Here is a 16,867-nt window from a genome sequence, read left to right as displayed (position 1 = left end):
GCTTGGCCATGCGAAGAGGGTATGCCGCCGCGGTCGTGGTGACGGTCGGCGTGCACCTCGCCTACCTGGCCTACGTGCCCGCAGGCGGCTTCCTCGCGCTGCGCTGGCCGCGAACCATTGTGCTGCACCGGGCGGCCGTCGCCTGGGGGGCCGCCGTCGTCGCGCTCAAGCTGCCATGCCCGCTGACATCACTGGAATCATGGGCCCGTCGCCGCGCCGACATGGATCCGCTGCCCAGCACGGGGTTCGTCGACCGTTATGTCGCAGGACTTTTCGTTCCGTCCGGCCGCATCGGTGTCGCACAGGCATTCGCGTTCCTGTCGGCGGCCGCCTCCTGGAGCCTGTTCTCGAGGCGCGTCAGCCGCTGAGGCCGGCCTGCGGCGGCGAGGCACCGGCCCATGAAGGATCCGTGACGGGCGGCACCGCGTCGGGTTGACTCCGAACCGACTTGCGTTGCCACTTTCGTTGCCACAAAGCCCAAGTGAGCGCCGAAAGCAAAACGGCCGACACGATCAACGTCGGCCAGACGGCCAACTGGGCAAGCCACAGGTCTCGTTGCAAGCGCATCACCTTGCGCCGGCCGCGCCAGACGCGCTGCGGTACCTCTTTCACAGTCATCGCAGGCCAGATACCCCAGAACCGGCGGATCAAACGGCGGGGCACGACACGATCTGGAGGCTCCGGCGTGTTTGGCCCACTGCGTGAGGGGCTAGTCACCAGCATGAGCACTGAGCCGCACGTTCCCTCCGAGCCGTCATCCCGATCGTTCACCCGGCTGGCGGCGGCCTGGTGGGCGCTCGTCGTCGGTTTGGTGATCTTGATCATTCTGCTTATCTTCGTCGCGCAGAACACCGAATCCATAACCGTTCACTTCCTTGGCTTCCACTGGAACTTGCCGGTCGGGGTGGGCTACCTTCTGGCGGCGGTCGCCGGTGCGACCACGACGGTGCTCGTCGGCGCCGCGCGGATCATCCAGCTGCGCAGGGCGACCAAGAAGCATCTCAAGGCGCTCTGATCCTGGCAGCCGGCGCCTAAAACCCTTGCTCGGCAAGCCATCACGAGCGGACCACTATGGCGGTGCCGGTTTATTCCAGTAACTTAACTATTAAGTGTTTTAAACTATGGATCCCAGGGAAATGCCATAGCGACCGGTCGGGGAGGAAGCCATGGATCACGCAGACACGGGCGACGCCGTCGCCGAGGCGGTCGGCAAAGTCACCGAGGCACTGGAAACCGTCGAGCGCGCCCGGGGACACCTGTACTCCTTCCACCAGTTGACCGGGCGGGCCGACCTGCAGCTCGACGCCGCGGCCGCCCAGCTGCACGAGCTTGGCCACTCCGATCTGGCGCAACACATCAGCCGCGAACTGATCGGGCGCAACGTGTTACCCGGCCGGTGGACCTTCCAGGTCGTCGACGATTACGACGAGGGCTACTACCGATGCTTCCGAGAAGTCGAACGTCTGGTGCGTAGCCGGCTCACCGACGGTCGCCGCCACGCCTACGAAGCGCGGCTGAAGGAGCGCCGGCGCACGTCGGGGCATCCTGCCCACACCGCCACCCCCAACGACCACCCGGCTGAAGGAGCGAATTGATGCACTGCGTCGTGTTCGGCGCCACGGGATACCTGGGCACGCGGCTCATCCCCGAGCTGCTGGAGAACGGTCACACCGTGCGCGTGCTGGCCCGAGACCCCGCCAAGCTTGACGACGTCGCCTGGCGTGGGCAGGTCGACGTCGTTCAGGGCGACGTCGTCGACGCCACCGCCGTGCGCCGGGCGCTGGAAGGCCGACAAGTCTTGTACTACCTGGTGCATTCGCTGATGCGCCCGGACTTCGTGGACTTCGACGAACGCGCGGCCCGCAATGTGGCCGAGTGCGCGGCCCAGGCGGGGCTGTTGCGAATCGTCTACGTCGGCGGCATCACGCCCGACGGGCAGAAGCTCTCCGACCATCTGGCCTCGCGCGCGCAGGTGGGGCGCCTGCTGAGAATTTCGGGCGTGCCCTCCGTCGAGCTGCGTGCGGCGGCCATCATCGGGGCGGGGTCGGCCAGCTTCGAGATGCTGCGGTACCTCACCGAGCGGCTTCCGCTGATCGTCGCACCGCGCTGGTTGCGTACCTGCGTCCAGCCCATCGGGGTGCGCGACGTGCTCTATTACCTGGTCCGCGCGGCGGAATTGCCCGCGGAGGTGAACCGGCCATTCGACATCGGCGGGCCGGACCGCTTCACCTACACCGAAATGATCCGCAAGTACGCCGTGATCGCCGGCCTGCCCAGGCGGCCCGCGGTGCCGGTGCCCTTATTGACCCCCCGACTGTCGGCGCCGTGGGTGGACCTGCTCACCCCCATTCCTCGCCAACTGGCGGTCTCGCTGATGGAGTCGCTGGAAAACGACGTGGTGTGCGCCAACCACGACATCGCCCGGTACATCCCCGATCCCGACGGTGGACTGATGCACTTCGAGGAGGCCGTCGAACTCGCCCTCGCGCACGTGCGCGAAAAAGATCTGCGCACCCGGTGGTCGCGCGCCGACATGAACGGTGCGCCTTCCCAGCCGCTGCCCACCGATCCGCAGTGGGCCGGCGGATCGCTGTATGAGGATTTGCGTCAACGCTGTAGCAGCACCGATCCCGAAACGCTGTGGCGGGCCATCCAAACGGCCGTCGCCGAGCGCAACTGGTCGGCGTTTCCGTTGGAATGGCCCCTGCGCGGCTGGATCAACGGCGCGCTGGGCGCCGTACGGTTTCTGCGCCGGCCGCTGGACGGGCAGCAGTTGCATGAAGGCGAAGCCCTGGACTGGTGGCGGGTGGAGCGCATCGACACGCCGCGGCTGCTCCGGTTGCGCGCCGATATCCCGTTGCCGGGGCGGCTGTGGCTGGAGCTGTCCGCGAGCCCCGACGGCAATGGCGGCTCCCAGTACCGCCAGCGGGCGTTGTTTCAGCCGTATGGCCTTGCGGGGCAGCTTTTTTGGAACGCGTCGGCACCCTACCGCGACGTGGTGTTCGGCGGCATCGCCCGCGATGTCACCGCTAAGGCGCGCGGTGGCGTAAGGCCGGCTGCGGCTCGGTCATGTTGAAAGGAGAAGCGACATGGGTGAGAAGAAATTTCACGAGGGCGACAAGGTTGAGTGGCGGAGCCACGGCAGCACCGTCCGGGGAACGGTCGAGGGCGAAATCACTTCGGACACCGAGGCCGCCGGACGCACCGTGCGCGCTTCCGAAGACGAGCCGCAGTACAAGGTCCGCAGCGACAAGACGGGCGCGGACGCGGTCCACAAGCCCGGCGCGCTGCGCCCCCGGGACTGAGGTCACCGATGGCCGACGATGACGAGTGGCTTGCGACCGAGCCGTCGCAGAGTGTGGGACAGAAGCGGGGCGGCGATGAGTCGACCGGCCACGCCAGCGATCGTCGCATTGTCCGGATACTCAGGGCCAAACGCAGTGACCTCGCGGCCGACGACTACGCGCATATGCGCAAGGTCGTCAGTTACGCCAAGCGCCACCTGGCGCAACGCCCCCGGGGCGACATCGACAAGAGCGTTTGGCGCTACTCGTTGATGAACTGGGCTCACGACCCGACCAAGTCCTGACCCTCGCTGGGTCGGTGCCTGCACCGGCCAATCGCGTGCAAATGCGAGACACTTGGCGGGGTGAGCGGGCCGCGCGCGGCGGTCGCCGATACGCTGAGCGGCGAATCTTGCAGAAGGACACAGACAAGTGACCAAGCGCGGTGCCACTGATCGGCGACTAGACCGAGCCGAACTCGAGAAGTTGATGTCGGCCGACATGCGCGCACTCACAGCGCAATCGGACCGCATCGGACGGCACTTCGCCCGCCAGCACGATGTCGGCGGCACCGACTTGCACGCCTTGCTGCACATCATGGTGGCCGAAACCGCCGGGACGCCGCTGACGCCGGCGCAGTTGCGACAACGGCTGGACGTGTCCCCCGCCGCGATCACCTACCTGGTCGACCGCATGATCGACTCCGGCCACCTGCGGCGCGAACCCGATCCCGTCGACCGGCGCAAAACGCTGCTCCGCTACGAAGAACCGGGCATGGCGTTGGCCCGCTCGTTCTTCACCCCCCTGGGCGCCGAACTGCGCGCCGCCCTATCAGACCTGTCCGACCGGGATCTGGCCGCAGCACACCGGGTTTTCCTGGCGATGATGGAGGCGATGTCCTCCTTCGAAGCGCAATTCGACACGGCAACCCCCAAACAGTCGGCGAACGAAGCCAAACTCGCGCCGGCCAAGGGCCGGCGCCGGTCGGTGAGCAAGACCGGCGAGCGCCCGACCTAGCGCACCGGCCGCCGGGCCGCCGGGCCGAGCACCCGCTGCTCGATCAGGTCCGCCCCGCGCTGCACGCCACCCGTCGCGGCGAACCCGGCAGCCACCCGGCGTGCGCCGTCCGCCATCGTCATCGCCGCGCGTACCTTCGCCCTCAGCCGTGCCACGGTGAGGTGTTTGGCCGCCAGGCGGGTGCCGCAGCGAGCGACCTCGACGCGCCGGGCGACTTCGGCCTGGTCCCGCGCGAACGGCACGACGCAGACGGGTACGCCGCGGTCGAGGGCCTTCAGCGTCGTCCCCATCCCCCCGTGCGTGATGGCGCAGCTGGCCCGCTCCAGTACCGCACCGTGGGGAACGAAGCGGCATATGGTCGCGTTCGGTGGCCGGGGAAGGTCGGGCGGTATGCCCGCGGGGAACGTCGCCACCACGTGCACGGGCTCATCGGCCAGCGCCCGCAGCGCGGTCCGCCCCAGCGCGGCGTCCGGCTGTTTGATCGAGGACGTGTTCACCAGCACCACTGGCTGCTCGATGGCGGCGACCCACTCCGGCGTGGGCCGCTGGGTGGGTTCGAATACACACGCGCCGATGTGGTGAACCAAACCGTCCCAGCCGGGGTGCCGATACTCGAATGGCTCGCCGCCGACGGCCAACAGCAGCGGTGCGCGCCGCACGAAGTCGTCGACCGAGGCGACCGGCGCCACCCCCAGCCCGGCGCGAATGGCGTTGACTCGCGGCAGCATTGGCCGATCGAACAGGTGCCGGACGATCGGTCGCACCGAGGCGTCCCGCAAGTCGCCGACAATGCCGGGAAGCGGTCGAAAGCCCGGGCCGAAGGGCGGAACGCCTCGGGACCGCAGGTATGGCGTGAAGGGCGAGAACACCAGCCATGGGATGCTTCCGGCATCCGCGGCCGACATCGCCCCCCAGCAGTTCGCGTCCACGATGACGGCGTCCGGGCGGACCGCGTCCACCGCGCGCCGCAGGTCCTCGACCTCGAGCACCGCGCGCCGGCAGAGCACGTCGATGGTCAACTTCAAGACTTCCAAGGCGTTTCGGGCTCGCCAATCCTCGCCGACGATCGCCTCGATGTCCGGGGCGACGGGCTCGGCGTGCACGCCGACCCCGCGCATCGTCGCGACGCCGGCCGCCATGGTGCGGGCATGAACCTCGTGACCCCGGGCGGCGAGCTCGGCCAGCAGCGCCCCGGCCGGCAGCAGGTGCCCGAGGGCCGGCGACCCGTAGGCCAGTATCACCGCCATGTCACACGCCGCTACGAGGCTGGCGTGAGGTCGACGGCGCGCAACCCCGAAAGGCTTGCGACACCGCAACCGTGCAGGCAGACGCGAAGCTCGTCGATGAACGGCTGCAGCCAATCGACAACGGCCGCAGCGGAATCGATCGCGGCTGGCAGCAGCGGCCGAGCCACCGCCACCACGTCGGCGCCCAACGCGATCGCCTTGGCCGCGTCCATACCCGTGCGGATCCCGCCCGAGGCCACCAGCGGGATCTCCGGCAGCACCTCCCGCACCTCGACGATCGCCGTGGCGGTCGGGATGCCCCAATCGGCCAGGTGCGGGTACCGCAGCTCGCCGTAGCGGACGAACTGCTCGACCCGCGACCATGACGTACCACCGGCGCCCGCGACGTCTATCCCGGAAACGGGCAAGTCCCCTTCGTCCCCAACGAGTTCCGCGGCCGCCGCGCCGCCGATCCCGTGGCCGACCTCCTTGAGCAGGACCGGGCAATCTATCGCGTCGGCCACATCCCGCAGCCTGGCCAACGACCCGGAGAAGTCGGTGTCACCATTGCTCTGCATCGCTTCCTGCAACGGATTAGTGTGCACCGCAAGCGCATCGGCGCCCACCCGGTCGAGAGCCTTCGCGAGCTCGGGCACGGCGGCCTCGGTCAGCTGGGCCAAGCCGATGTTGCCGAACAGCAAGACATCCGGGGCCACATCACGAACGGTGAAGCTGGCCGCCGCCCGCTCACCCAGCGCGCTGTCGAGCATTATCCGCTGCGACCCGAGCATCATCCCGACACCAAGCTGTTGAGCGGCCGCGGCCAAGTTCCGGTTGATGGTGCCCGACAACTCGGCGCCGCCGGTCATCGCACCGATCAGAATCGGCGACCGCAGGTTCGCACCGAAGAATTTGGTGGAAAGGTCGATGTCGCCGAGGCTGGTCTGGGTCAGCGCGTTGTAGGGCAACCGGTAGCGCTCCAGCCCGGTACTGAGCTGCTCGTAGTTGACCTGCTCACCGAGGCACACGTCGATGTGCCGGCGCTTGCGAGTGGTCAGCGGCCCGCGGTCGGCCGTCACAGCGGGCACCCCGGCGCGACGAACCCCCGGCCCCTGACATCCATAATGTTCATAGTGCCCCTTGTTGCGTGCCGTCGGCGCCCTAATGCGTGACGATGCGTAATTTCAGTTGATTAATGGTTAATATACTGAAAGACTTTGATCCGTGGTGTGGGATGGCTTGGCCGCAGCCCTGACGGGACGGCGCTCGTGGCTGTTCGCGCTGGGCGCGCTGCTGCTGGGCATTGGTTTCATGGTGGTCGTCGGCGCAAACGCGGCGGCGGGGCAGGCGCCGTTGTCCGTGCCGCCGGCTTCCGATTCGGCCCGGGTCGACGCCATGACACGCCAGTTTCCCGCCGGGGATCACGTTCCGTTGATCATGGTCGCCAGCCGCACCGACGGCGCCGCGCTCGCCCCGGCCGACATCACCGCCGCACAAGCGGCCCGCGACCGCATGCAGGCCGCCATCCGCCCGGACGGCGCCGTGGCGGCGCCACCGGCGCAGGTGTCCACCGACGGCAAGGCGGCCATCGCGGTGGTGCCCGTCAGCGCCGATCTTTCGGGGCTGACCCTGAGCGACGCGGTCGCCAACCTGCGCAAAACGGCCTCCACCGGCCTGCCGGCGGAGCTGCAGGTCCACGTGACCGGCGGCCCGGCGTTCGGCGCCGACATCGCCGGTGCGTTCACCAATGCCAACGTCACTCTGCTCGCGGTGACGGCCTCGGTGGTGGCACTGCTGCTGATCGTCACCTATCGCTCCCCGGTGCTATGGCTGCTGCCCCTGCTGGTGGTCGGGTTCGCAGACCGGGTCGCGGCGGCGGTGGGTACCGCCGTGGCGTCGCTGACCGGGCTGAGCTTCGACGGCGCCACCTCCGGAATCACCAGTGTCCTGGTGTTCGGCGCGGGCACCAACTATGCGCTGCTGTTGATTTCGCGCTATCGGCAGGAGCTTCGGCACACAACCGAACATCGAGACGCCTTGCGCCACGCGGTGCGAATGGCGGGGCCCGCGATCGTCGCCAGCAATGCCACCGTGGTGCTGGCGTTGCTTACCTTGCTGTTCGCCTCGACGCCCAGCACACGCAGCCTGGGCGCGCTGGGGGCGTGCGGACTCGTGGTCGCCGCGGTGTCGGCCCTGGTGATACTGCCACCGCTGCTGGGACTGTGCGGCCGTCGATTGTTCTGGCCCTTCATTCCCCGCCTCGAGGACAACCCGACCACGGATTCCGGTGTCTGGCATCGCGTCGGGGAGTGGGTGAACCGGCGTCCGGCACTGGTCGCGGCCGTCACGATCGCGGGTCTGGCGGCCCTAGCCACCGGCCTACTGGGCACGCGCATCGGTTTGTCGCAGACCGAGCAGTTCCGGGTCCACGCGGATTCGGTGGCCGGTTACGACATTGTGGCCGCGCATTTTCCGGCCGGCCTGGCCAACCCCACGCTCGTCGTCGCCCCCAGCGACCCGCGGGTGGCGCAGGCCATCACGGCGACCCCCGGCGTGACCTCGGCGACCGATTCCGGCCACTCGGCGTCCGGGCTGACGAAGTGGTCGGTGGTGATCGATGCGCCGCCATCCTCCGATCAGGCGTTCAATACCGTTGCCGCGCTGCGTGATACAACCAAGTCTGCCAACCCGGCGGCGCTGGTGGGTGGAGCGGATGCGCAGGCACTCGATGTTCGCAACGCGGCTACCCACGACCGGCATGTCCTGATCCCGGCGATTCTCGCGGTCATCCTCGTCGTGCTCTATGTCCTGCTGCGCTCCGCACTTGCGCCGCCCACGCTGCTCGCGGCGACGATCCTCGGGGCACTGGCCGCGCTCGGCCTGGGCGGCTGGGCGAGCGGCCACGTTTTCGGCTTTCCGGCGCTGGACAACAGCACGCCGCTGTTCGCCTTCCTGTTCCTGGCCGCCCTCGGGGTGGACTACACCATCTTCCTGGTCACCCGCGCGCGCGAGGAATCCGCGCGGCGCGGCGCACGGGCCGGGATGGTCGCGGCGGTGTCGGCCACCGGTGGCGTCATCACCAGCGCGGGAATCGTGTTGGCCGCCGTCTTCTGCGTGCTCGGCGTGCTGCCGCTGATCGTGCTGACCCAGCTGGGAATCATCGTCGGCCTGGGCATCCTGCTGGACACCTTCGTGGTCCGCACACTGGTCATCCCCGCGCTGTTCGCCGTCATCGGTGACCGTATCTGGTGGCCCGCCGCACCGAAACCCGCCAAAGCCGTTGCAGCACAAGTCGAGTATCAACACGAACGGAGCACGCCGTGAACAAGTCAACCCTGGCCGCGACAAGCCTCGCCGTCGCCATCGCCGGCGGATGCGGAAGCATCGCGAGCGCCAAGGCCGTTCCCGTCTGGTACGCGCGGCTGCGCAAGCCGCCGTACCAGCCTCCCAATGCCGCCTTCCCGGTGGCGTGGACCACCCTTTACGGCGACATCGCGGTCACGTCCGCCGTGGCCATCGACCGGTTTCGCGCGGCGGGACAACACGATAAGGCGCGCCGCTACGCCGTGGCGCTCGGGCTCAACCTTGTTCTCAACGCCGCGTGGAGCTGGATATTCTTTCGTTTCCACAAACTCGGCGCGTCCGCGGTCGGTGCCGCTGCCCTGACGGCTAGCAGCGTCGACCTCGCGCGCCGGACCGCACAAGCCGACCCGCGGGCCGGCCTAGCCTTGTCGGCGTACCCGCTATGGTGTTCGTTCGCGACCGTCCTGGCGACCCATGTTTGGCGGCTGAACCGCTGAGGAAACCAGCGAATCATGCCGACCCTCTTATGGTTTCGCCGCGACCTGCGGCTGAGCGACCATCCGGCGCTGAACGCCGCGGCCGCCGACGGCGAAGTGCTCGGCTGTTTCGTGCTCGATCCGAAGCTCGAGGCTTCCTCCGGCCGGCGCCGCCTCCAGTTCCTGGGTGACTCGCTGCGACAGCTGCGTGACGACCTGGATGGCCGGCTACTGGTGACCCGTGGGCGGCCCGACAAGGTGATCCCGCGCATCGCCGGGGAGGTCGGTGCGTCGGCCGTGCACATCTCCGGAGATTTCGCGCCGTACGGCACGCGCCGTGACGAAAAGGTGCGTGCCGCATTGGATTCCGTTCCCCTGGTGGCCACCGGATCGCCGTACCTGGTCTCGCCGGGCCGGGTCACCAAGAAGGACGGCACCCCCTACCAGGTGTTCACCCCGTTTCTGCGTCAGTGGCGCGAGTCCGGCTGGCGGGCACCGGCGAAATCGAGTGCCGGCTCCGCGCGCTGGCTCGATCCGGCGCAGCTGCCGTTCGAGCAATCCGAAATCCCAGATCCCGGTGCCGAACTCGACATCGCTGCCGGCGAGGCCGCGGCCCGCAAGCAGTGGAAGTCGTTCGTGGACAACGGGTTGCAACGCTACGCCGAGGAACGTAATCGGCCCGATATGCACGGCACCAGCCGGATGTCGGCGTATCTGAAGTTCGGCAGCATCCATCCCCGCACCATGGTCGCCGATCTCGACCTCCGTTCCGACGGGGCCCAGGCTTATGTGCGCGAGTTGGCATTCCGTGACTTCTACGCCGATGTGCTGCATCACCGGCCGGCCAGCGCCTGGCGCAATTGGAACAGCCAGTTCGACGGCATCCGTACCGACACGGGTTCCGACGCGAAACGCCGCTTCGAGTCCTGGAAGGCCGGCGAAACCGGCTTCCCGATGGTGGACGCCGGGATGCGTCAACTGCGCGAGACCGGCTTCATGCATAACCGGGTGCGGATGATCGTCGCATCGTTTCTGGTCAAAGACCTGCACTTGCCCTGGCAGTGGGGCGCCGAATGGTTCCTGGACCAGCTGGTGGACGGGGATATGGCAAACAACCAGCATGGGTGGCAGTGGTGCGCGGGGTGCGGTACCGATGCCGCGCCGTACTTTCGGGTGTTCAACCCGACCACCCAGGGCGAGAAGTTCGACCCGTCCGGGGAGTACATCCGGCGGTGGGTGTCCGAGCTGCGCTCGGTCGACGACGCACACCTGCGCACGGGCGAGCGGCCGGCCGACTATCCGGCACCGATCGTCGACCACGGCGCCGAGCGCGCAGAAGCGCTGCGGCGCTACCAGAGCATCTGAGCCACCAGCCACGCCAGCCCACTCGGCAACGAATTGTCGCGTGCGTGAATGTTTGCTCAATCGCCCTACCCGAAGCTAGTTGGCATGCAATTATCAGCCGATTCACAGTTGTCAAGCCGCTCGGGAGGCACTAATGGCCCACTCCATCGTTCGCACGTTGCTGGTCTCCGGTGCCGCCGCGGGATTGCTGGCCGGCGTCAGCGCCTGTTCGTGTTCCGTGGGCTCGTCGCACACGGTCAGCAAGAGCGATGTGGCCAGCCAGATCACCTCGAAGCTCACCGACGCCGCGGGCAACAAGCCCGATTCGGTGAACTGCCCGAACGACCTGCCGGCAAAGGTTGGGGCGCAGCTCAATTGCGAGATGAAGGTCAAGAACCAGACGTTCAATGTCAACGTGACCGTGACGAGCGTGAACGGCAATGACGTCAAGTTCGACATGGCGGAGACGGTCGACAAGAACCAGGTCGCCAGCATCCTCAGCGACAAGCTGACCCAGCAGGTGGGCAGGCGACCGGACGCGGTGACCTGCCCCGACAACTTGAAGGGTGTCCAGGGCGCGACGCTACGGTGCCAACTCGTCGACGGCAACGACAAATACGGCATCGCGGTGACCGTCACCAACGTCGACGCCGGCGACGTCAACTTCGATTTCAAGGTCGACGACCACGCTGAGCCGGCCGCCTAGTAACTCTCTAGCGTGCAGCCTTCTTGCGCTCGATGTCGGCGAGCGCCGCGGCCAGTTCCGCCCGCTGGGCGGCCGAGCTCTCCCAGGCGAGCTGGCGGTTCTTGACCACCTTGGCCGGCGCGCCGACCGCGATCGAGTAGTCGGGGATGACACCGCGGACCACGGCATGTGACCCCAGCACGCAGCCACGCCCGACGGCCGTGCCGCGCAGCACCGTCACCTTCACCCCAACCCAGGTGTCGGGCCCGATCCGCACCGGCGACTTCACGATGCCCTGGTCCTTGATCGGCAGGTTGATGTTGTCCATGCGGTGGTCGAAGTCGCAGACGTAGCACCAGTCGGCCATCAGGACCGAATCGCCAAGCTCGATGTCGAGGTAGGCGTTAATGACGTTGTCGCGGCCCAGCACCACCTTGTCACCGAACCGCAGTGAGCCCTCGTGGGCACGGATCGTGTTCTTGTCGCCGATGTGCACCCAGCGGCCGATCTCCAGCTGCGCGAGTTCGGGCGTCGCGTGGATCTCCACGTCCTTGCCCAGGAAAACCATCCCCCGGGTGATGATGTGCGGGTTGGCGAGCTTGAACTTCAGCAGCCGCCAATACCGCACCAGATACCAGGGTGTGTAGGCGCGGTTGCGCAACACCCATCTCAGCGACGCCAGCGTGAGGAACTTGGCCTGGCGCGGGTCCCGCAGGTTCGATCCACGCCAGCGGCGATGGACCGGCGCGCCCCACATGCTCGTCATGGCCGGACAGCCTAGCGATCAACCGCGCCGAGATCTCCACGGGTTACCCTCACCTGTACTCGATCGCTGCCCATGCCGACGTCCGCGGAAAGGATCTGGGGAATCCAAGTGCGTGCCCGACATCTGCTGCGTGGGCTTCGGCGTTGGTCATCCGCGCTGCTGGCCGCCGCGACCACGATGGGGCTCGGCGGTTGCGCCAACACCGACTCCTGGGTCGAGGCGTCAGCCTCGGCCGGCTGGCCCGCGCAATACGGCGACGCCGCCAACAGCAGCTACACCGGCACCAACGGCGCCACCAAGCTGGCGCTGGGGTGGACGCGCTCCGTCAAGGGGAGCTTGGCCGCGGGCCCGGCGCTGAGCGCGCGCGGCTACCTGGCCCTCAACGCGCAAACGCCGGCCGGATGTTCGCTGATGGAGTGGGAGAACGACCACAACGGCCGGCAGCGCTGGTGCGTGCGGCTGTTCCAGGGCGGCGGCTTTGCGGGCCCGCTCTTCGACGGGTTCGACAACCTCTACGTCGGCCAGCCCGGCGCGTTCCTCTCCTTCCCGGTGACGCAGTGGACGCGGTGGCGACAGCCGGTGATCGGAATGCCCGCGACGCCGCGGTTTCTGGGACACGGGCAGCTGCTCGTGGCGACGCACCTGGGCCAGGTGCTGGTCTTCGAGGCGCACCGCGGCGCGGTGGCCGGCAGCCCGATGGATCTGGTCGACGGCGTCGATCCCACCGACTCGACGCGCGGGTTGGCCGATTGCGCGCCGGCCCGGCAGGGCTGCCCGGTGGCCGCCGCACCCGCTTTTTCGGCGGCCAGCCAGATGGCGGTGCTCGGCGTATGGCAGCCGGGCGCCCCGGCCGCGGGACTGGTCGGGCTGAAGTATCACCCCGGGCAGACGCCCTTGCTGTCCCGGGAGTGGACCAGCGACGCCGTCGGGGACGGTGTCATCGCCAGCCCGGTGTTGTCCGCCGACGGGTCGACCGTCTATGTCAACGGCCGCGACCAACGACTATGGGCCCTGCACGCCGCCGACGGGAAGGTGAAATGGTCGGCGCCGCTGGGGTTCCTGGCACAGACCCCGCCCGCGGTCACGCCCGACGGCCTCATCGTGGCGGGCGGCGGGCCCGACACCCGGCTGGTGGCATTCAAGGACGCGGGCGATCACGCCGATCAGGCGTGGCGCCGCGACGACGTCGTCCCGCTGTCGTCGTCGAGCCTGGCCGGCGCCGGCGCCGGGTACACGGTCGTCAGCGCCCCGACCGCAAACGGCGCGCCCGGTATGTCGCTGCTGGCCTTCGATCCGGGGAATGGCCACACGCAGGGCAGCTACCCGCTCCCGGCAGCCACCGGATATCCGGTGGGGGTCGCGGTCGGCACCGATCGCCGCGTAGTGGCCGCGACCAGCGATGGCCAGGTGTACGGTTTCGCACCGGCATGACCGGGCCATACTGAGCCCATGGCCACCGATGACGACGAGATGCAGGGCGCTGTCGCCGCCTACTCCAGAAAAAGCGAGCGCAACCTGGCGGTGGACCGCACCGCGACCATTGTGCTGCTCGCCGTCCACGCTTTCCTGGTCGCCGTCACAATCGGCGTGCTGAGCCTGTTCGTCATGGGCACCGACCCGTGCGGCTCCCGGAAGTGCGGCGACCCGGCATGGATCGATCGCGCCATGTTCCTGGGTCTCGGCGGCGGCGCCCTCGTCTTCGTTATCGCCCTGGTCGTCGCCATCCGTCGCCTCACCCGGCGCCGCACCGCCTTCTTCGTTCCGCTGCTCGGTTGCCTCGCGCAGGTGGCGCTGGCCGTGGGCGCCGCGGCGATGGAGACACTGGCCGGGCCGGTCTAGCTGTCAGAGCGTCAGCGGCGGGATGGCGTTGCGGGGCACCTCGGCTTGGACCGGCCCGGCAAACGCCGGCAGCATCTCACCGGGCGCGAAGTAGAAGATCAGCTGATCGTCGGTGATCGCAAAGTTCTGATAGTGCGTCGGATCGTGGCCGGTCGAAGGCAAAATGGTTGCGCCCAATGGGGTTTGGCGTGCCAGGTCGCGCTGCACGACCGGGAAGATGCTGTCCAGCGGCGTGGTGCCCGGCGCAAACAGGTTGTCGAAGGTGATGGGCTGCTTCGTCCCGAGGTTGTAGTTGAACGCCTTGTACCAGATGGAGGGGTGCGACCCGCCGAGGTCCTGGAAGAGCTTGAGCACCACGCTGCGGGTGTTGTGCGGCGGCTGACCGGAGCTGCGTTGCTCGGTGGTGGCCTCCAATTGGTAGGGCTGATCGCGCGACCCGGAGCTCTGCGCGACGTTGACGAAACCGTCCCGGTTTTGCGTGATGTAGTCGGTCAGCGCCTGCTCGTCGGGATAGTCGGCGGGAAACACCATGTTGAGCATGTACGTGGGACCGGTGGCGCGCACACGGCACATCTGGCCGTCCTCCATGGCGCCGCCGAGGCTGACGCACGACGGTGGGGCGGCGGCGGCCGGCCAGCCCAGCAGGGCGGCCGATGCGAGCACCACGGCCGCTATCAGATAACGCATCCTTCTATTGTCCTTGCAGATTGGGCGGGGCTGGCGCCTCCAAGAGCGATCCCACCAGCCTACCGCGAGGGCCTGCATACGAACGCCGTCGCGCGACCGGCGGCGCCCGACCCGATGCGCGTGATGACCACGGACAGGGGCCGGCCACCGCGCAGCCGCATCCGTCGGCGCAGCGCGTCCGGATCGACCCGTACTCCGCGAACCAGGACCTCCAGCGTCCCGCAGTCCAGCGCCGACAACGCCTGGCGGAGCCGTCGCTCGTCGAACGCCAGCCGCTCGAGCACCTCGAAGCCGCGGACCGCCGCCGGCAGTGTGTCCCCCGACAGGTAGGCGATGTCGGGGTCGAGTTGCCACAGCCCGTGCCGCGCCGCGTAGTGGCGAACCAGCCCCGCCCGGACCACGGCGCCGTCGGGATCCACTATCCATCGCCCGGCGGGCCGCACCGGGCAGTCGTCCGGGTCGGTGTCCGTGATCTGCTCACCCCGGTCGAGGACGCTGGCCCGTCGGCGGACGCCGCTCTGCGCCAGTCCGCGCGACCACAGGCACGCCTCCCGTACCGCGCCGCGATAGGACGTCACCTCGATCTCGCCACCGAAGCCGAGTCGGCCCACTTCGTCGAAATCTATTCCGGGAGCAGATTTTACGACGAGATCACGGTCCTGATAGGTGTCGATCAAGGCTCCGAGGCCCGGCCGGTAGTCATCGATGCGCAAGCGGCGGCGCCCGCCGCCACGGCGCGCCGGGTCCACGAGCACCGCGGTGTCGCGGGTCACCGGCACCAGCGCGTCGGCGCGGCAGAGGTGGGCCGCCTCGCCCAGGTTGTGCCGGGCCATCGCCAGCCGCACCGCATCGATGTCGCTGCCCACCGCCCTGACCCCGACCCGGCGCAGCGCGGCCAACTCGGTGCCGATCGAACAGGTCGCGTCGTGCACGACGACTCCCGCCTCGGCGAGCCGCCTGGCGCGGTGCAAAGCCACCGGGGCCGCGGTGGCCTGCTGCAGCGCCTCATCGGTGAAAAGCCATTCTGACACGGGGATTTCGGAGCCCAGCGCGCTCAACTTCTCGGTGGCGCGCCGGCGCAGCAACGTCGTTTCCACCAACACCGCCGCCCGGTCGCCGAATCGGGCGCGCGCGGCGGCGATATCGGCGACTCGGGTGGCGTCGGTCAGCTCGAGCTCGGCGACCTCCGCCAGCGCCGCGGCACCCGATTCCGACCGCAGATAACGGACGTCCCCGGCGCCGAACGTGAGGCCGTCACTCAGGAGGGCTTGACCCCGGTGATCATCACGTTGTAGAACCAGCCCTTCGGCGCCAGGTGGCGCATGACGTTGGCGTCGAGCCAACTCAGTGTCTTCCAGCTGGTGAACGCGAACTTCGCCCAGCCCCAGCCGAGCCGCCCGGGCGGCACCGCGCATTCGAACGTGCGCAGCGGCCAGCCCAGCATCGCGGCGGTGAATTCGACGGTGGCCGTTTCAACTTCGGCCGCACCGGCGTCGACGGCCAGCCGCTCCAGGTCGTCCGGCGTGAAGGTGTGTAGGTCGACGACGGCCTCCAACGCCGCGGCGCGGGAGGATTCGTCGAGTTCGGCCTGCGGTCGCCGCCAGCCGTCCAGACCGGGCAGCTTGGTGACGTTGGTGGCGACGCGCCAGGTCAGGGTCGACAACGTGCGGGCGTAGGTGTCGCCGACGGTGGTCGGCTCGCCGGCGAATACGAACCGGCCGCCCGGCCGCAGCACCCGGACGACCTCGCGCAGGGCCAGCTCTACGTCGGGGATGTGGTGGAGCACGGCGTGCCCGACCACCAGGTCGAATGTGTTGTCCTCGTACGGAATGCCCTCGGCGTCGGCGACCCGGCCGTCGATGTCCAGCCCCAGCGACTGCCCGTTTCGGGTGGCGACCTTGACCATCCCGGGCGACAGGTCGGTGACCGATCCGCGGCGGGCGACCCCGGACTGGATCAGGTTGAGCAGGAAAAACCCGGTGCCGCAACCTAATTCGAGTGCCCGATCGTAGGGCAGCTCGCGCAGCACCTCGTCGGGCACGATGGCGTCGAAGCAGTCCCGCGCGTAGTCCACGCAGCGCTGGTCGTAAGAGATCGACCACTTCTCGTCGTAGGACTCGGCTTCCCAGTCGTGGTAGAGGACCTGCGCCAGCTTGCTGTCATGCCGGGCGGCTTCCACCTGCTCGGCTGTGGCATGCGGGTTGGGAACGGCATCGGTCGAACTCGTCGTCATGCAGGGC

General features: G+C 68.5%; 19 protein-coding genes. 13 read left to right on the top strand and 6 right to left on the bottom strand.

Features of this window, described 5'->3' with window-relative positions; genetic code table 11:
- The first annotated feature begins 8 nt into the window (after positions 1 to 8).
- The 7 genes from A5750_RS23280 to A5750_RS23245 all read left to right on the top strand — a co-directional run bounded on the left by A5750_RS23280 (position 9) and on the right by A5750_RS23245 (position 4,301).
- A complete protein-coding gene (locus A5750_RS23280) occupies positions 9 to 368 on the top strand; it encodes a DUF2784 domain-containing protein (RefSeq protein WP_066952678.1) in 360 nt (119 codons plus the stop codon).
- Between the two features lie 353 nt (positions 369 to 721).
- Positions 722 to 1,015, top strand: coding sequence for a lipopolysaccharide assembly LapA domain-containing protein (locus A5750_RS23270; protein WP_066952397.1), 294 nt, complete (start codon positions 722 to 724; stop codon positions 1,013 to 1,015).
- Between the two features lie 151 nt (positions 1,016 to 1,166).
- Entirely contained in the window at positions 1,167 to 1,595 is a 429-nt protein-coding gene (locus A5750_RS23265) for a hypothetical protein (RefSeq protein WP_066952395.1), read from the top strand.
- The gene (locus tag A5750_RS23260; RefSeq protein WP_067266011.1) at positions 1,595 to 3,076 is read left to right on the top strand and encodes a DUF2867 domain-containing protein; all 1,482 of its coding nucleotides are present in this window, start codon (positions 1,595 to 1,597) and stop codon (positions 3,074 to 3,076) included. The genes A5750_RS23265 and A5750_RS23260 overlap by 1 nt, the downstream gene beginning before the upstream one ends.
- A 13-nt stretch (positions 3,077 to 3,089) precedes the next feature.
- Positions 3,090 to 3,305 carry a DUF2945 domain-containing protein gene (locus A5750_RS23255; protein ID WP_066952391.1) on the top strand — a complete coding sequence of 72 codons (216 nt, stop codon included), beginning with the start codon at positions 3,090 to 3,092 and terminating at the stop codon, positions 3,303 to 3,305.
- 8 nt (positions 3,306 to 3,313) lie between these two features.
- Positions 3,314 to 3,589 (top strand): DUF3140 domain-containing protein, encoded by a 276-nt coding sequence (locus A5750_RS23250; RefSeq protein WP_067266008.1) that lies wholly within the window; start codon positions 3,314 to 3,316, stop codon positions 3,587 to 3,589.
- A 127-nt stretch (positions 3,590 to 3,716) separates the two neighbouring features.
- Positions 3,717 to 4,301 (top strand): MarR family winged helix-turn-helix transcriptional regulator, encoded by a 585-nt coding sequence (locus tag A5750_RS23245; protein ID WP_066952389.1) that lies wholly within the window; start codon positions 3,717 to 3,719, stop codon positions 4,299 to 4,301.
- Here the strand turns inward: A5750_RS23245 and A5750_RS23240 are convergent.
- On the bottom strand, positions 4,298 to 5,548 hold the full coding sequence (locus tag A5750_RS23240) for a glycosyltransferase (RefSeq protein ID WP_066952387.1): 1,251 nt from the start codon (positions 5,546 to 5,548) through the stop codon (positions 4,298 to 4,300). The two genes, A5750_RS23245 and A5750_RS23240, sit on opposite strands and share 4 nt — an antisense overlap.
- Positions 5,549 to 5,559: 11 nt before the next feature.
- The gene (gene fni, locus A5750_RS23235; RefSeq protein ID WP_067266006.1) at positions 5,560 to 6,606 is read right to left on the bottom strand and encodes a type 2 isopentenyl-diphosphate Delta-isomerase; all 1,047 of its coding nucleotides are present in this window, start codon (positions 6,604 to 6,606) and stop codon (positions 5,560 to 5,562) included.
- 145 nt (positions 6,607 to 6,751) lie between these two features.
- Here fni and A5750_RS23230 point away from each other — a divergent pair, with 145 nt between their 5' ends.
- The 4 genes from A5750_RS23230 to A5750_RS23215 all read left to right on the top strand — a co-directional run bounded on the left by A5750_RS23230 (position 6,752) and on the right by A5750_RS23215 (position 11,356).
- Positions 6,752 to 8,851: an MMPL family transporter gene (locus A5750_RS23230; RefSeq protein ID WP_067266003.1), complete on the top strand. Its 2,100-nt coding sequence runs from the start codon at positions 6,752 to 6,754 to the stop codon at positions 8,849 to 8,851.
- Complete coding sequence (locus A5750_RS23225; protein ID WP_067266000.1) at positions 8,848 to 9,327, top strand: TspO/MBR family protein; 480 nt, start codon at positions 8,848 to 8,850, stop codon at positions 9,325 to 9,327. The genes A5750_RS23230 and A5750_RS23225 overlap by 4 nt, the downstream gene beginning before the upstream one ends.
- 15 nt (positions 9,328 to 9,342) lie before the next feature.
- Positions 9,343 to 10,671 (top strand): deoxyribodipyrimidine photo-lyase, encoded by a 1,329-nt coding sequence (locus tag A5750_RS23220; RefSeq protein ID WP_066952378.1) that lies wholly within the window; start codon positions 9,343 to 9,345, stop codon positions 10,669 to 10,671.
- A 133-nt stretch (positions 10,672 to 10,804) separates the two neighbouring features.
- On the top strand, positions 10,805 to 11,356 hold the full coding sequence (locus A5750_RS23215) for a DUF4333 domain-containing protein (protein WP_066952376.1): 552 nt from the start codon (positions 10,805 to 10,807) through the stop codon (positions 11,354 to 11,356).
- Positions 11,357 to 11,363: 7 nt separating this feature from the next.
- Here the strand turns inward: A5750_RS23215 and A5750_RS23210 are convergent, their stop codons facing one another.
- Positions 11,364 to 12,101 carry an acyltransferase gene (locus A5750_RS23210; protein ID WP_066952374.1) on the bottom strand — a complete coding sequence of 246 codons (738 nt, stop codon included), beginning with the start codon at positions 12,099 to 12,101 and terminating at the stop codon, positions 11,364 to 11,366.
- 177 nt (positions 12,102 to 12,278) lie between these two features.
- Here A5750_RS23210 and A5750_RS23205 point away from each other — a divergent pair, with 177 nt between their 5' ends.
- Both A5750_RS23205 and A5750_RS23200 read left to right on the top strand, forming a co-directional pair.
- Complete coding sequence (locus A5750_RS23205) at positions 12,279 to 13,532, top strand: PQQ-binding-like beta-propeller repeat protein (protein ID WP_066952676.1); 1,254 nt, start codon at positions 12,279 to 12,281, stop codon at positions 13,530 to 13,532.
- 18 nt (positions 13,533 to 13,550) lie between these two features.
- Complete coding sequence (locus A5750_RS23200; protein ID WP_067265998.1) at positions 13,551 to 13,940, top strand: DUF6264 family protein; 390 nt, start codon at positions 13,551 to 13,553, stop codon at positions 13,938 to 13,940.
- A gap of 3 nt (positions 13,941 to 13,943) precedes the next feature.
- Here the strand turns inward: A5750_RS23200 and A5750_RS23195 are convergent, their stop codons facing one another.
- The 3 genes from A5750_RS23195 to A5750_RS23185 are packed head-to-tail and all read right to left on the bottom strand — an operon-like array spanning position 13,944 to position 16,860.
- On the bottom strand, positions 13,944 to 14,627 hold the full coding sequence (locus A5750_RS23195) for an esterase (RefSeq protein ID WP_066952370.1): 684 nt from the start codon (positions 14,625 to 14,627) through the stop codon (positions 13,944 to 13,946).
- 59 nt (positions 14,628 to 14,686) lie between these two features.
- Positions 14,687 to 15,889 carry a class I SAM-dependent methyltransferase gene (locus A5750_RS23190; RefSeq protein ID WP_197505521.1) on the bottom strand — a complete coding sequence of 401 codons (1,203 nt, stop codon included), beginning with the start codon at positions 15,887 to 15,889 and terminating at the stop codon, positions 14,687 to 14,689.
- Complete coding sequence (locus A5750_RS23185) at positions 15,886 to 16,860, bottom strand: class I SAM-dependent methyltransferase (RefSeq protein WP_066952368.1); 975 nt, start codon at positions 16,858 to 16,860, stop codon at positions 15,886 to 15,888. The genes A5750_RS23190 and A5750_RS23185 overlap by 4 nt, the downstream gene beginning before the upstream one ends.
- Between the last annotated feature and the right edge of the window lie 7 nt (positions 16,861 to 16,867).

Origin of the sequence: Mycobacterium sp. 852002-51613_SCH5001154 (assembly GCF_001667425.1) — a bacterium.
GTDB lineage: Bacteria > Actinomycetota > Actinomycetes > Mycobacteriales > Mycobacteriaceae > Mycobacterium.
Note: the sequence above shows the minus strand (reverse complement) of the source record. Positions and strands in the feature narration are given on the sequence as shown.

Bases quoted from the DNA above. Each gene is read 5' to 3' on its own strand.
- A5750_RS23280 (WP_066952678.1), top strand. From the start codon at position 9: ATGCGAAGAGGGTATGCCGCCGCGGTCGTGGTGACGGTCGGCGTGCAC.
- A5750_RS23270 (WP_066952397.1), top strand. From the start codon at position 722: ATGAGCACTGAGCCGCACGTTCCCTCCGAGCCGTCATCCCGATCGTTC.
- A5750_RS23265 (WP_066952395.1), top strand. From the start codon at position 1,167: ATGGATCACGCAGACACGGGCGACGCCGTCGCCGAGGCGGTCGGCAAA.
- A5750_RS23260 (WP_067266011.1), top strand. From the start codon at position 1,595: ATGCACTGCGTCGTGTTCGGCGCCACGGGATACCTGGGCACGCGGCTC.
- A5750_RS23255 (WP_066952391.1), top strand. From the start codon at position 3,090: ATGGGTGAGAAGAAATTTCACGAGGGCGACAAGGTTGAGTGGCGGAGC.
- A5750_RS23250 (WP_067266008.1), top strand. From the start codon at position 3,314: ATGGCCGACGATGACGAGTGGCTTGCGACCGAGCCGTCGCAGAGTGTG.
- A5750_RS23240 (WP_066952387.1), bottom strand. From the start codon at position 5,548: ATGGCGGTGATACTGGCCTACGGGTCGCCGGCCCTCGGGCACCTGCTG.
- A5750_RS23220 (WP_066952378.1), top strand. From the start codon at position 9,343: ATGCCGACCCTCTTATGGTTTCGCCGCGACCTGCGGCTGAGCGACCAT.
- A5750_RS23215 (WP_066952376.1), top strand. From the start codon at position 10,805: ATGGCCCACTCCATCGTTCGCACGTTGCTGGTCTCCGGTGCCGCCGCG.
- A5750_RS23210 (WP_066952374.1), bottom strand. From the start codon at position 12,101: ATGACGAGCATGTGGGGCGCGCCGGTCCATCGCCGCTGGCGTGGATCG.
- A5750_RS23205 (WP_066952676.1), top strand. From the start codon at position 12,279: ATGGGGCTCGGCGGTTGCGCCAACACCGACTCCTGGGTCGAGGCGTCA.
- A5750_RS23200 (WP_067265998.1), top strand. From the start codon at position 13,551: ATGGCCACCGATGACGACGAGATGCAGGGCGCTGTCGCCGCCTACTCC.
- A5750_RS23195 (WP_066952370.1), bottom strand. From the start codon at position 14,627: ATGCGTTATCTGATAGCGGCCGTGGTGCTCGCATCGGCCGCCCTGCTG.
- A5750_RS23185 (WP_066952368.1), bottom strand. From the start codon at position 16,860: ATGACGACGAGTTCGACCGATGCCGTTCCCAACCCGCATGCCACAGCC.